We start from the raw sequence: 13,799 nt of genomic DNA on the forward strand, positions 1-13,799 counted from the left end.
GCGCTCGGGGCCGAGCGCGTTTAAGACTGCTTGGAGGTCTAATTGAACAAAGACATGAAAATCCTCATCGTTGACGACTTTTCGACGATGCGGCGGATCATCAAGAACCTCTTGCGTGATCTGGGCTTCACCAATACCCAGGAAGCCGACGATGGCCTGACCGCCATGCCGATGCTCGAAAGCGGCCATTTTGACTTCCTCGTCACCGACTGGAACATGCCCGGCATGTCCGGCATCGACCTGCTGCGCAAAGTGCGTGCCGATGAGCGTCTCAAGCATCTGCCGGTGCTGATGGTAACTGCCGAAGCCAAGCGTGATCAGATCATCGAAGCGGCCCAGGCCGGCGTCAATGGTTACGTGGTCAAGCCGTTCACCGCCCAGGTGCTCAAAGAGAAGATCGAAAAGATCTTCGAACGCGTGAATAGCTAAATCACGCCAGGGGGCGCCATGGACTCTAACAACAACTCTTTGGGTGAGTTTGAAAACACCCTGAAGAAGCACGCTCAGGAACTGGTCGAGAGCCTTGAGCGCGGCCGGTTTGGCGATGCGGTGCAGCTGATTCATCAGCTCAACCAGACACGCGACCGTGGCCTGTACCAGGAAGTCGGCAAACTGACCCGCGAGCTGCACAGTGCGATCGTCAGTTTCCAGATCGACCCGGCAATGCCGCAGGCCGAGGAAGTCTCGCAGATCACCGATGCCACCGAGCGTTTGTCCTACGTGGTCAAGCTGACCGAGGGTGCCGCCAACCGCACCATGGACCTGGTCGAAGCGAGCACCCCGGTACTCAACGACCTGGCCGGTGAGGCCCAGGCGCTGAGCACTGACTGGCAGCGCTTCATGCGCCGTGAAGTGGCCGCGCCGGAGTTTCGCGATCTGGTCAAACGAGTCGACAGTTTCCTGACGCACAGTGCCGAGGGCAACCGCAAGGTGTCCGGGCATCTCAACGACATCTTGCTGGCTCAGGACTATCAGGACCTGACCGGCCAGGTGATCAAACGCGTCACCGCGTTGGTCACCGAAGTAGAAAGCAATCTGCTCAAGCTCGTGCTGATGGCCAGTCAAGTCGACCGCTTTGCCGGTATCGAACATGACCACGATCAGTTGCGTGCTGAAAAAGATCAAGAAAAACATCCGACTCGGGGTGAAGGTCCGCAGATTCATGCCGATAAGCGTGAAGACGTTGTGTCCGGTCAGGACGATGTCGACGATCTGCTGTCCAGCCTTGGTTTTTAGGGAGCACGTTTAATGAGCTTCGGCGCCGATGAAGAAATCCTTCAGGATTTCCTGGTAGAAGCCGGGGAAATTCTTGAGTTGTTGTCCGAGCAATTGGTCGAGCTGGAAAGCCGACCGGATGATGCCGACCTGCTCAATGCGATTTTCCGCGGTTTTCACACTGTAAAAGGGGGCGCCGGCTTCCTCCAGCTCAATGAGCTGGTGGAGTGCTGCCACATTGCCGAGAACGTCTTCGACATCCTGCGCAAAGGTGAGCGCAGGGTCGACGCCGAGCTGATGGACGTGGTTCTGGAAGCGCTGGATTCGGTCAACAGCATGTTCGGCCAGGTGCGCGAACGCACCGAGGTGACCCCGGCTTCCCGCGAGTTGCTGGCAGCGCTGTCGCGTCTGGCCGAGCCGGGTGCGACGCCAGCGCCTGCCGCGGTGGTCGAGCCTGAGCCAGCGGTGGTCGAGGAAGACATCACCGACACCGAGTTCGAACAACTGCTCGACTCGCTCGATGCGGTCAAGGCCGAGGCCGAGGCTGCTGAACAGCCGCAGCCAGGTGCAGCCAGCGCCGAGTCGGATGAAATCACCGACGCCGAATTCGAATCTCTGCTCGATCAACTGCACGGCAAGGGCCAGTTCTCGGTCGAGGCGGCCACGGTCGCTCCCGAGGCTGTCGTGCCAGCGCCGGCCGGTGACGAGATTACCGACGACGAATTCGAAGCATTGCTCGACCAGTTGCATGGCAAGGGCACCTTCGCTGCCGATGCGCTGCCGACTGCTGCGGTTGCCGAGGCTGCAGCCAGCCCCGCGCCGGCTGCCAGCGGCGACGAAATCAGCGAGCACGAGTTCGAAGCGCTGCTCGATGAGCTGCACGGCAAAGGCAAGTTCTCGACCGACGCTGCCGAAGCGGCTGCTGTGGCCGTTGCGCCGGCAGCAGCCAAGGCTGAGGTGAAAGCTGCGCCCAAGCCTGCTGCACCCGCAGCAGCTGCCAAGCCTGCGCCAGCGGCCCCGGCACGTGCGCCAGCGCCAGCAGCGCCCGCAGAAAAGCACGCCAGCGAAGCCGAGACGACCGTACGCGTCGACACCGCGCGGCTGGATGAGATCATGAACATGGTTGGCGAGCTGGTGCTGGTGCGTAACCGGCTGGTGCGCCTGGGCCTGAACAGCGGCGACGAAGCCATGTCCAAGGCTGTGTCCAACCTCGATGTGGTCACGGCCGACCTGCAGACTGCGGTGATGAAGACCCGCATGCAGCCGATCAAGAAAGTCTTCGGGCGGTTCCCGCGACTGGTTCGCGACCTTGCCCGCCAGCTCAAGAAGGAAATCAACCTGGAGCTGGTCGGCGAAGAAACCGACCTCGACAAGAACCTCGTCGAGGCTCTGGCCGACCCGTTGGTCCACTTGGTGCGCAACGCGGTCGACCACGGCATCGAAATGCCCGACGAGCGCGACGCCTCAGGCAAGGCTCGCACCGGCAAGGTGGTGCTGTCGGCCGAACAGGAAGGTGACCATATCCTGCTGTCGATCTCGGACGACGGCAAAGGCATGGACCCCAACGTGCTGCGTGCCAAGGCCGTGGAAAAAGGCCTGATGGACAAGGACGCCGCCGAGCGCCTGAGCGAATCGGACTGCTACAACCTGATCTTTGCCCCGGGCTTCTCGACCAAGACCGAGATTTCCGACGTGTCCGGCCGCGGCGTCGGCATGGACGTGGTGAAAACCAAGATTTCCCAGCTCAACGGCTCGATCAACATCTACTCGGCCAAGGGCCAGGGTTCGAAGATCGTCATCAAGGTGCCGCTGACCCTGGCGATCATGCCGACCCTGATGGTGATGCTGGCCAACCAGGCGTTTGCCTTCCCGCTGGTCAACGTCAACGAGATCTTCCACCTCGACCTGTCGCGCACCAATGTCGTCGACGGCCAGGAAGTGGTCATCGTCCGCGACAAGGCGCTGCCGCTGTTCTACCTCAAGCGATGGCTGGTCCAGGGCCAGGTGCATGAAGAGCAGCACGAGGGCCATGTGGTGATCCTCTCGGTCGGCACCCAGCGCATCGGCTTTGTGGTCGACCAGCTGGTCGGCCAGGAAGAGGTGGTGATCAAGCCGCTGGGCAAGATGCTGCAGGGCACCCCGGGCATGTCTGGCGCGACGATCACTGGCGATGGCCGGATTGCGTTGATCCTCGACGTCCCGAGCATGCTCAAGCGTTACGCCGCCAAGCGTTATTGATTTTCGGTGGCGCAGCCTCGCGGTTGCGCCATCTAATGGAGTGTTTATGGCAGTCAAGGTCCTGGTGGTGGATGATTCCGGTTTCTTCCGCCGGCGCGTTTCGGAAATTCTCTCGTCCGACCCGACAATCCAGGTTGTGGGTACCGCGACCAATGGCAAGGAAGCAATCGACCAGGCGCTGTCGCTCAAGCCCGATGTCATCACCATGGACTATGAAATGCCCATGATGGACGGCATCACCGCGGTGCGGCACATCATGCAGCGCTGCCCGACGCCGGTGTTGATGTTCTCGTCGCTGACCCATGAAGGCGCCCGGGTAACCCTCGACGCGCTGGATGCCGGGGCGGTCGACTACCTGCCGAAAAACTTCGAAGACATTTCGCGGAACCCAGAAAAGGTCAAACAGATGCTCTGCGAGAAGGTACATACCATCTCGCGCAGCAACCGCCGCCTGAGCAGCTATGCCGCACCGGCGCCCGCGCCAGCCGCGAGCAGCCCTGCACCGGCCAGCAGCCTTGGCCACACACCTGCGGCGCGCACTCCGACGCCTGCTCCCGTGCGTAGCCCGGCAGCGCCTGCTGCGGCGCATTCGCCGGCGCCCAAGCGCAAGCCCTACAAGCTGGTTGCCATCGGCACCTCGACCGGTGGCCCGGTTGCGCTGCAGCGTGTCCTGACGCAACTGCCCGCCAGCTTCCCGGCACCGATCGTGTTGATCCAGCACATGCCCGCGGCGTTCACCAAGGCTTTTGCCGAACGCCTCGACAAGCTCTGCCGGATCAACGTCAAGGAAGCCGAAGACGGCGACATGCTGCGCCCAGGTCTGGCGCTGCTGGCGCCTGGCGGCAAGCAGATGATGGTCGATGGCCGCGGCATGGTGAAAATCCTGCCGGGCGACGAGCGCCTCAACTACAAGCCATGTGTGGATATCACCTTCGGCTCGGCGGCCAAGTCCTACGGTGACAAGGTCCTGTCGGTAGTACTTACCGGCATGGGCGCGGATGGCCGTGAAGGTGCGCGCCTGCTCAAGCAGGGCGGTAGCACGGTGTGGGCGCAGGACGAAGCCAGCTGCGTGATCTATGGCATGCCCATGGCCATCGTCAAGGCCAACCTGGCCGACGCGGTGTACAGTCTCGACGATATCGGCAGGCACCTGGTCGAGGCCTGCGTCTGATGGACGTACTCAGCCTGATCGGCCTGATCCTCGCTTTCGTCGCCATTGTCGGCGGCAACTTCCTCGAGGGCGGGCATGTCGGTGCGCTGCTCAACGCGCCAGCTGCGTTGATCGTGCTCGGCGGCACCCTCGGCGCGGCCATGCTGCAGGCACCGCTGCCGTCGTTCAAGCGTGCGCTGCAGATCGCTCGCTGGATCATCTTCCCGCCGCGGGTCGACCTGGCCGGTGGTATCGATCGGGTAGTCAATTGGAGCCTGACCGCACGCAAGGAGGGCCTGCTCGGCCTGGAAGGCGTGGCTGACGGCGAGCCTGATCCGTATGCGCGCAAGGGCTTGCAACTGCTGGTCGACGGCGCCGAGCCGGAGGCTATCCGGAGCATCCTCGAGGTGGATTTCCTGACCCAGGAAAGCCGCGATATCCAGGCGGCAAAAGTGTTCGAAAGCATGGGCGGCTATGCGCCGACCATCGGCATCATCGGTGCTGTAATGGGCCTGATCCATGTCATGGGCAACCTGGCCGACCCGTCCCAACTGGGCAACGGCATCGCCGTGGCGTTTGTCGCCACCATCTATGGCGTGGCCAGTGCCAACCTGATCCTGCTGCCGGTCGCCAACAAGCTCAAAGCCATCGTCATGCGTCAGTCACGCTACCGCGAGATGCTCCTCGAAGGCCTGCTGTCGATCGCCGAAGGCGAAAACCCACGCTCGATCGAGCTGAAGCTGCAAGGCTTCATGGAGTAAGCCATGCGTCGCCGTCGCCATACCGAAGAACCCGAGAATCACGAGCGCTGGCTGGTGTCGTACGCCGACTTCATCACGCTGCTGTTTGCTTTTTTCGTGGTCATGTATTCGATCTCTTCGATCAACGAGGGCAAGTACAAGGTCGTCTCGCAGGCCTTGCTCGGCGTGTTCAATGACCCTGAGCGGGCTATGCGGGCCATCCCGATCGGCGAAGAACAGCCGCTCAGCATCAAGCCAGCCGAGCCGTTGATCAAAGACAGCGAGCAGACCGATGCGGGCCTCGGCCAGACCAGCGCCGACCCGCTGCAGACCATCAGCGATGATGTGCGCAGCGCTTTCGGCGATTTGATCAGCTCCAACCAGATGACCGTGCGCGGCAACGAACTGTGGGTCGAGGTTGAGCTGAATTCGGCGCTGTTGTTTGGCAGTGGCGATGCCATGCCCAGCGACGCTGCATTCGCGATCATCGAGAAGGTGGCGAATATCCTCAAGCCGTTCGCCAACCCGGTGCACGTCGAGGGCTTTACCGACAACCTGCCGATCCGCACTGCGCAGTACCCGACCAACTGGGAACTGTCGGCCTCGCGTGCGGCCAGTATCGTCCGCCTGTTGGCCATGAACGGCGTCAATCCCGGGCGCATGGCCTCGGTCGGCTATGGCGAGTATCAACCGGTCGCCAGCAACGATACGGCCGAAGGCCGTGCGCGCAATCGACGGGTCGTGCTGGTGATTTCGCGCAACCTGGAAGTACGCCGCAGCCTGACCGCAACCGGCAGCGCCAATGCGACCCCGGATGCGGCGATGCGCCGGGCTGGCACACAAAGTGCACCGCCAAGCGCAGTAGCGGCGGGAGGGGGCTAGCCCCGTCAAATCCCCGTCACAGAATTTCACACCGTTCCCGGGAGGGCAGGCGGCCATACCGGGAGGAAGCAGCGCACCATGAGAGTCTGGGCAGTAGCCAATCAAAAAGGTGGCGTCGGCAAGACCACCACAACCATCGCCCTGGCCGGCTTGCTGGCCGATGCGGGCAAGCGCGTGGTCGTTGTCGATCTCGACCCGCACGGCTCTATGACCAGCTATTTCGGGCATAACCCGGATGCGCTGGAGCACAGCTGCTACGACCTGTTCCTGCACAAGGGCACGGTGCCCGAGGGCTTGCCGGGGCAGTTGCTGCTGCCGACCAGCCACGAACGTATCTCGCTGCTGCCGTCGAGCACAGCGCTGGCGGTGCTCGAGCGGCAGTCGCCGGGTCAGAGTGGCCTGGGCCTGGTGATCGCCAAGAGTCTGGCGCAGCTGTGGCAGGATTTCGACTTTGCCCTGATCGACAGCCCGCCGTTGCTCGGCGTGCTGATGGTTAACGCGTTGGCTGCCAGCCAGCAGTTGGTGATCCCGGTGCAGACCGAGTTCCTCGCCGTCAAAGGCCTGGAGCGCATGGTCGGCACCTTGGCAATGATCAACCGCTCGCGCAAGCAGGCGCTGCCGTATCAGATCGTGCCGACCCTGTTCGACCGTCGCACCCAGGCATCACTGGGCACCCTCAAGGTGCTGCGTGATACCTATGCCGACAGCGTCTGGCAGGGCTATATCCCGGTCGACACGCGCCTGCGCGATGCCAGCCGGGCCGGGGTCACACCATCGCAGTTCGATGGCAAGAGCCGCGGCGTTGTGGCCTATCGGGCCTTGCTCAAACATATGCTCACCTACAAACCCGCATTGCAGGTGGCCTGATGAAACACGCGCAACAGCTTGCCAGCAAACCGCAACTGGCCTTGCAGAGTTACCTCGATGGCCTGTTGCAGGAGGCTACCGAGCCGTTCGACCTTGACCTGCCAGCGGTAGTGGTCGAGGAGGCGCCGAGCAGCGACTTCGAAGCCGCCGTGCGCGAAGAGCAGGCACGTGATGCCCAGCGCAAGGCTGCTGTTGTCGACGTAGCTGGCGCCAGGCCGTTTGCCGAGCCGCAGGCCAAGCTGCTGCCGACAGTGCTGGCCCCCGCTGTGGCCGCGCCAGAGCCGGTGCTGAGCGTTGTCGAGACTACGGTGGTGGCCGAGGCGAGCATTCCGTTGCTGACCGAGGTCGAAGCGTCTGAGCCGGTCGCGCCGCTGGTCGAAGTGCACTTGCCGGCAGCCAATGTGCCGACGCCGCCTACGACCAGCGATGGTCGTCCGGCCTGGGCCGCGGAGCCGTTCGAATGCCTGTTGTTCGATGTAGCCGGGCTGACCCTCGCGGTGCCGCTGGTGTGCCTGGGCTCGATCTACACCCTGGCCGGGCAGGAGCTGACCCCACTGTTCGGTCAGCCGGACTGGTTCCTGGGCATCCTCACCTGCCAGGCGGGCAACCTCAAGGTACTCGATACGGCGCGTTGGGTGATGCCCGATCGCTACCGCGACGACTTCCGCCAGGGCTTGCAGTACGTGATTTCGGTGCAGGGCTACGAATGGGGGCTGGCGGTGCACCAGGTCAGCCGCTCGTTGCGCCTGGACCCCAACGAGATCAAGTGGCGTAGTCAGCGCGGGCAGCGGCCCTGGCTGGCTGGCACGGTCATCGAACACATGTGTGCGTTGCTCGACGTCGCTGAACTGGCCGAGTTGATCGCCAGCGGCGCCGTCAAGCAGATGCACGCCAAACACCAATAATTCGCGGCCACGGCCGCACCGAGCACACCGCCGCTGGCGGCATTTGAGGGTAGGGGAATGAAAAAGTCGTCCGCACAGGGTTCTGAAGATCCGATTCTGCAGTGGGTTACCTTCCGTCTGGACAACGAGTCCTACGGCATCAACGTCATGCAGGTGCAGGAAGTTCTGCGTTACACCGAGATCGCGCCAGTGCCGGGTGCGCCGAGCTATGTGCTGGGCATCATCAACCTGCGCGGCAACGTCGTCACCGTGATCGACACCCGCCAGCGCTTTGGCCTGGTGCCGACCGAGGTCACCGACAATACTCGTGTGGTGATCATCGAAGCCGACAAGCAAGTGGTCGGCATTCTGGTCGACAGCGTTGCCGAAGTGGTTTACCTGCGTCAGTCGGAAATCGAAACCGCGCCGAACGTGGGTAACGAAGAGTCGGCCAAGTTCATCCAGGGCGTGTGCAACAAGAACGGCGAGCTGTTGATCCTGGTCGAGCTGGACAAGATGATGACCGAGGAAGAATGGTCAGAGCTGGAGAATATCTGAGTTGATTTTCGAAGCTGCTGTCATCTTACTGGCGCTGCTTTGGGCGCTGAGCCTGTGTTTTTTTCTCAACTACAGCAAGCGCCAGCGTGAGCTGGCTGCGCAACAGGCTCAAGGTGATGCCGTGCGTGACCAGCGGATCAAGGAGCTGGCCAAGCGGGTGGACGATTACCAGAACGGCACGGTGCGCATGGGCGAGGCGATCCATGAATTGCGCGCTGTGGTCGCGCCGTTGCCGGACAAGCTGCAACAACTGGAGCAGCGCGATCCCAATGATGTGACCTTTTCCCAGGCGGCCAAGCTGGTTGGCATGGGCGCCAGTGTCAGCGAGCTGACTCAGACCTGTGGTTTGACCCAGGCCGAGGCCGAGCTGATGCGCAAGTTGCATGGCAGTGACTGAAAGATAGCGTCGGACCGGTCGGAAAGGGCTGCAAAGCAGCCCCAATCCAGCCGCCAAGTCCTGTCAGTGCGCCCAGGAATTGAACCCCCCAGTCTCGGCAATCCGGTTCAGCGGCAGATATCTCTGCACCGCGCTCTGGTACTGCTCAATGCTCAGCAGGCTCCAGAAGTTCTGCGGGCGCATGCAGTAAAGATTGTTCAAGTTGCGCAATGTGCGCATCGCCGGCAACTGCCGATCAACGACCGTGCTCAGCAGCGCCGGCCCGGTCAAGCGGGACAGGGTATTGGCGTATTGGTAAAACGCCCGGCGGTCCTCTTCCAGCCGTGGCTTGCTGTTGTAAAACTCCGGCTGTGCGAGAAACCGCTCATTCATTTCTGCACTGATAGCGTCCAAGGTCGGATTGCCTGCGCGGCTGCCGAGAAAGCTGTTGTTGTACAGGCAGTCCATGCCCATCTTCTCGTTGGACATCGGTGTCGACAGCAGCAGGCCATCGACAGTGGTCGCCAGCTCGAATTGATTCAGTGGTTCGATCGGCTCGGCGCCAGCCGGCTGGCGGTCTGCAGGATGTTCGCCGGGAGCAAACAAACGGTCGTCGATATCCATGTACAGCCCACCTTCTTCTTTGAGTAGCGGATAGCGCAGCACATCTGCCGCCGAAGCGTAGTTGCGGGCGACCCCGCCGTTGCCCTGCAGAGCGGCTTCGTACTGGCGGTAGGCGGGTGACCTGCGGAATGTGGCAAAGAATGGCTGTTCCTCCAGAGGCAACACGCGCAGGCTCGGTGCCTGCTCCGTCAATTGCCGCAGATTGCCGCTGAAGGCATCGCTGTCGGCGCTGGAGAGATACAGACGGAACGCCCAGCCGCTGCGTTCAACCCTGGTCGCGTTGTTGGCAATGTTGCTCAACAGCTGAGGCGGAATCGGGTCGTTGCCCACCCAGACACTCAAGACTTGTCTGGGGATCGGCTGCAGGCTGTCGGCAGTCGGCAGTGGCAACTGGACCGGCAACTCCAGATCCACCCCCAGCGCGCGCAAGGTGCGCATGCGCGTTGCATCGCTGACCGTTCGCGTGGCGCGGTCGACCGAGATCAGGTCGCGCCCCTGTGTGGGGGCGGTCATGTAGGTGGGATTGACCTCGTTGAGATCGCTTCCGGTAATGAACGCATCCTGCTCGACGTCATACAGCACCTCGATCGAGTAGCCATAGAGTGAGGCTTGCAGCGTATCTGGCTCGCCGGTGTAGTGGGAGATCCTGATCACCGCACCTGCCACGTTGTCGTCACCACCTGGCAACGGCGCAATGGTGTTGTCGCTGCGGAAGAACTCACTGGCATCTGCCGGCGGCAGCCGTGGCGGATCGAGCGGACTGAGCGGATATCCCCACTGCTCGTTGATCCGGCTGGGCCTGACGAAGCGATCCTGCTTGAAGGCGAACAACAGCGGCTTGTCGCTGGCCAACTGCTCGACCAGCGGCAGGGCATTGAGCAGGCCGAACTCGGCGGCGCTGACGCCCTCGGTTTGCTCCTGTAGTGACTTGCCGTTGATCGCCTGATCAAGGCCCAGGCCGAACTGGGCAACGCCACCTATGGCAAACAACGGCCACAGTTCAGGTACTGCCAGCGCCAGTGGGGCCAGGTAAGTCAAGGTTGAATCCAGATACCCGCGCCATCTGGCCTTGCTCACATCGCTGTCGCTTTTGATCAGGAAGTCGGCATCCTGGAAGCTGCGTTGGCGATAACGCTTGGCCAGCGTTGCAAATAAAGGGCCTTCAAGGCGCGGGCTGTAGGTTTTACCTTTGTAATTGACGTAGTCGCGCGGCGGCCAAGTGCCTGCTGTGGTGAAACCAGGGCGATTGGCGTCCAGAGGTAGTACTTGCGGGTAGGCTCCAAGGCCTTCCAGCGCCGTGCTCAGACCGCTGAAACTGAGGCAATCCGGCGTGTCGGCCTGATTGAAGTGGGCGTGCAGCGCCAGGCGTTTGGCCGGATCCTGGCATTGCTGTGCAAACCAGTCCTGTAACTCGCCGTGGGAGGCAAACTCGTGCAGCGGTGAGGTGTTGCCGGGGATGTACAGCAGGACTCGGTCGACACCCCTGCGTTTGAAGCAGACGAGGTCCGTGGCGGGGTAGCCGTAGACGTTGAGTATCCGCGCCTGCACGGCTGCCGGGGCGGTTTCTTCCAGTCTTGCCACTTGCCAGGCAAGCCTGACCGCGTCCTCGCTCAGGCTGCCCTCGGCCGCCTGTTTGTTGCAGGCGGCGATGAAATTCAGCTTGAGGCACTGGCCAAATTCCTCCAGATGCTGGCGCCAGTAGCTCTTCAGCGTTGCGGTGTAGTGTGTGTGAAAGTCCAGATCCCAGACAAAAGCCTGCAAGTCCTGCATCTGCACAGGAATGTGCGTGGCGTGTTCATAGGTTTGTGGCTGGGTCCGGCGAAAGATGCCGCTGAACACGTAGTAGTTGATCGCGCCCGGCTGATGCGGAGGACGCAGTTTGTCGACCAGGCGGATGATGCGATCCGAACCCGCCGGCTGATTGTCTTCGAGCATGTGCGGCAGCGCGTTGTTTTCAGGCGCTTGGTAGTTGCAGAGCAAGGCCTCGGTCAAGCTGAGTTTCTGCGCTACCACGCCGGTCCAGCCATAATCGGCGCCCAGCTGATAATGCAAGGTCACCACGTCGAGCTGTTCCGGCGGATGCTGGATGCCCTTGGCTTGCAGCCATTTACGCAGTTCGGCGGTGGCCGCGCGGTCTGCACGCGGTAGTTTGGCAAGATGGTCGCGGACGAACTGGATGCCGTCCTGGCCGAGGTTGGGGATGGGCATGATGCAGGCCTCAGAGAATTGAGGCACGACGGTGACTGAACTGTGTTGTCAGCCAGCGTTAATTATGTCTGCTTGCAGGTCCCCTAGCTGTATTTCAGCCACGTTTGGCCGGCGGCGCCAGCAGGGCAGTGGGCGGGGTGATGTCGCGCGGTGTCGCATCAGCCTCGGCAAACCCGACCGGGACCTTGCCGCGTAGCTGCCAGGCAAAGGCAATGATCTCGGCGATGGTCAGGTACAGCGCCTCGGGGATCTGCTCGCCCAGTTCCAGGCGTGCCAGCAGGCGCACCAGTTCGGCGTTCTCGTAGATGGGCACGTCGTGCTCGCGGGCAATCGCCAGGATCGCCTCAGCCAGCTCATCGTCACCTTTTGCGCTCAATGTCGGTGCCTGTTGGCCGTCATAGCTCAGGGCAATGGCCTGACGTGATTGCTTGTCACTCATGCGGTCTCATCCACCCAGCGTTGTTCGACACGTGTTTTCGGACCTTGTGGCGGCGTGCCAGTGTGGCATTGCAGGTCACCGACTTCGAGACCGCGATCAAGCAGGCGTGTGCGCAAACTGCCCAGTTGGCTGTCGATCAATTGCGCGGTCTGCGCAAGTTCCGCCCACAATTGCCCGGACAAGCGGCCCTGACTGAGCTGCGCCTGCACCTGTAACGGGCCGAGCGGCGGCAGGTCGAAGGCCAGCTCGATGCGCCACAACGACTCGAGCGGATCGCGTTGCTCGCGCTGGCCGTCAGCCTGCTGCTGCGGGGTTTCTTCGCGCTGCAGCTTCGCTTGCAAAGGGATGAACTCCTGGCCGTGGCGGATCGGGATTTCGGCCTGCCAGGTGGTCTGCAGGTTACCGTTTTCGCTCACACCGGTCTGTTGCAGGCTGCTCAGGGCGTGGCTCTGCAAGCGCGACACGGCAGCCGCAGCCAGACGCAGCAGTTGCTCCAGATCGCCTTCCTGCTCCAGGCTCTGCAGCAACCGTGACGGTAGCGGGAAACTGCCTGGTTGCGGTCGGGGGCTGACCCGGTCAAGCATGCCCAGTGCACTGCGGGCGAAGCCGGGCATCACCTGTGCCAAGGTATTGGCAGCAACGGTGGGGTTGCTCATGGGGTTGGCGGCGTTCGGCAGCGCCTGCGCAACCAGCCTGATCAACTGCGCTTTGAGGTCTGGGGCGATACCCGCAGGCAAACCGGCCAACAGCTTCGCCTCAAGAAAACCACCACTGTTGCTCAGCGCCTGCGCCACGCCTTTGGGGTCGCTGAGCTGGCGCGCATCCGGCAGGCTGGCCAGCAGGCGCTCGGCGCTGGCGCGCAGTAGGCTGGCCGTGTCGGGATCGCTGGCGAGCTGCTGCAATGCGCTGAGCACACCGGGCAGCGAAGCTTGCCGAGCCTGCTGGTTGGCCAGTTGCTGGCTGATCAGCAACTGATCCTGACGCCCGCTCAACGGCACGAAGCGCAGTGACTGGTCGCCCTGCACCAAAGCGCTGAGCAGGCTGCCCACCGGCAACGGGCGCGGGCTGTCGATACTCAGGGTGGCGCCGGCCTGGCTGCTGTTGAGCAGGCTGACCAACGCGCGAAAACTGGCAGTTTCACCGGGGTTGACAGGCAATGCCTGGTTGCTCAGGACCTTGCCCTGCAGCAGGGTACCGATCGGCACCTGGCTGGTGTCGAGGCGGGTGAGGGTGGTGACATTGTTGGCGTTGGCCTGCTGCACCATGACTGCCAGGCGATTGCTGTCGGCCTGGCTCAGCAGCAGCTGGCTGCCCGGAGCCAATGGTTGGCTGGCGGTGGTCTGGACCTGGGTCTGAGTACCATTGGCGGCAGTCAGGCGCAGCAGCAACTGAAAGTCGACGCCAAGCTGGCGCAGCGACATGACCTCGGCCTTGGCAGTCTCGCCTGGCGCGATCAGCCCGGGCTGCGGTTGCAGCAGGCGCAGCAGTTCGCCGGTCATGGCAGCTTTGGCTGCCTGCGGGGCGATTGCGCTTTGTGCGCCGAGACTATTGATTTCAGTCATGATTGTATACAACCTGTCGAAGCAGCCCTCTTGGCAGCGCGGCGGCGCGTGTAATA

13 protein-coding genes are annotated in these 13,799 nt (G+C 62.4%); 10 read left to right on the forward strand and 3 right to left on the reverse strand.

The features are described 5' to 3' along the window. The first annotated feature begins 54 nt into the window (after positions 1-54). The 10 genes from K3F44_RS02795 (at position 55) to K3F44_RS02840 (ending at position 8,931) form a co-directional block, all read left to right on the forward strand. Positions 55-429: a chemotaxis response regulator CheY gene (locus K3F44_RS02795; RefSeq protein WP_178080754.1), complete on the forward strand. Its 375-nt coding sequence runs from the start codon at positions 55-57 to the stop codon at positions 427-429. 18 nt (positions 430-447) lie between these two features. After that, complete coding sequence (locus K3F44_RS02800) at positions 448-1,236, forward strand: protein phosphatase CheZ (protein WP_103436662.1); 789 nt, start codon at positions 448-450, stop codon at positions 1,234-1,236. A 12-nt stretch (positions 1,237-1,248) separates the two neighbouring features. After that, entirely contained in the window at positions 1,249-3,453 is a 2,205-nt protein-coding gene (locus K3F44_RS02805; RefSeq protein ID WP_220633294.1) for a chemotaxis protein CheA, read from the forward strand. 46 nt (positions 3,454-3,499) lie between these two features. Then, positions 3,500-4,624, forward strand: a complete 1,125-nt coding sequence (locus K3F44_RS02810) for a chemotaxis response regulator protein-glutamate methylesterase (RefSeq protein WP_220633295.1) — start codon at positions 3,500-3,502, stop codon at positions 4,622-4,624. After that, positions 4,624-5,364, forward strand: a complete 741-nt coding sequence (locus tag K3F44_RS02815; protein ID WP_101317895.1) for a flagellar motor protein — start codon at positions 4,624-4,626, stop codon at positions 5,362-5,364. Before K3F44_RS02810 ends, K3F44_RS02815 begins: the two co-directional genes overlap by 1 nt. Before the next feature lie 3 nt (positions 5,365-5,367). Next, on the forward strand, positions 5,368-6,225 hold the full coding sequence (gene motD / locus K3F44_RS02820) for a flagellar motor protein MotD (protein ID WP_101317897.1): 858 nt from the start codon (positions 5,368-5,370) through the stop codon (positions 6,223-6,225). 78 nt (positions 6,226-6,303) lie between these two features. After that, positions 6,304-7,092, forward strand: a complete 789-nt coding sequence (locus K3F44_RS02825) for a ParA family protein (RefSeq protein ID WP_101317899.1) — start codon at positions 6,304-6,306, stop codon at positions 7,090-7,092. Further along, the gene (locus tag K3F44_RS02830; RefSeq protein ID WP_220633296.1) at positions 7,092-7,997 is read left to right on the forward strand and encodes a CheW domain-containing protein; all 906 of its coding nucleotides are present in this window, start codon (positions 7,092-7,094) and stop codon (positions 7,995-7,997) included. The genes K3F44_RS02825 and K3F44_RS02830 overlap by 1 nt, the downstream gene beginning before the upstream one ends. A gap of 57 nt (positions 7,998-8,054) precedes the next feature. Continuing rightward, on the forward strand, positions 8,055-8,534 hold the full coding sequence (locus tag K3F44_RS02835) for a chemotaxis protein CheW (RefSeq protein ID WP_101317903.1): 480 nt from the start codon (positions 8,055-8,057) through the stop codon (positions 8,532-8,534). Between the two features lies 1 nt (position 8,535). Further along, on the forward strand, positions 8,536-8,931 hold the full coding sequence (locus K3F44_RS02840; protein WP_220633297.1) for a DUF2802 domain-containing protein: 396 nt from the start codon (positions 8,536-8,538) through the stop codon (positions 8,929-8,931). A 63-nt stretch (positions 8,932-8,994) separates the two neighbouring features. Here K3F44_RS02840 and K3F44_RS02845 read toward each other — a convergent pair whose 3' ends face one another. The 3 genes from K3F44_RS02845 to K3F44_RS02855 form a co-directional block, all read right to left on the reverse strand. Beyond that, positions 8,995-11,742 carry a dermonecrotic toxin domain-containing protein gene (locus tag K3F44_RS02845; RefSeq protein WP_220633298.1) on the reverse strand — a complete coding sequence of 916 codons (2,748 nt, stop codon included), beginning with the start codon at positions 11,740-11,742 and terminating at the stop codon, positions 8,995-8,997. Between the two features lie 94 nt (positions 11,743-11,836). After that, positions 11,837-12,181: an EscU/YscU/HrcU family type III secretion system export apparatus switch protein gene (locus K3F44_RS02850; RefSeq protein ID WP_150569760.1), complete on the reverse strand. Its 345-nt coding sequence runs from the start codon at positions 12,179-12,181 to the stop codon at positions 11,837-11,839. Then, positions 12,178-13,743 (reverse strand): flagellar hook-length control protein FliK, encoded by a 1,566-nt coding sequence (locus K3F44_RS02855; protein WP_220633299.1) that lies wholly within the window; start codon positions 13,741-13,743, stop codon positions 12,178-12,180. Before K3F44_RS02855 ends, K3F44_RS02850 begins: the two co-directional genes overlap by 4 nt. Positions 13,744-13,799: the final 56 nt, after the last annotated feature.

Origin of the sequence: Pseudomonas sp. S07E 245 (genome assembly GCF_019599025.1) — a bacterium.
Taxonomy (GTDB): domain Bacteria; phylum Pseudomonadota; class Gammaproteobacteria; order Pseudomonadales; family Pseudomonadaceae; genus Aquipseudomonas; species Aquipseudomonas shirazensis.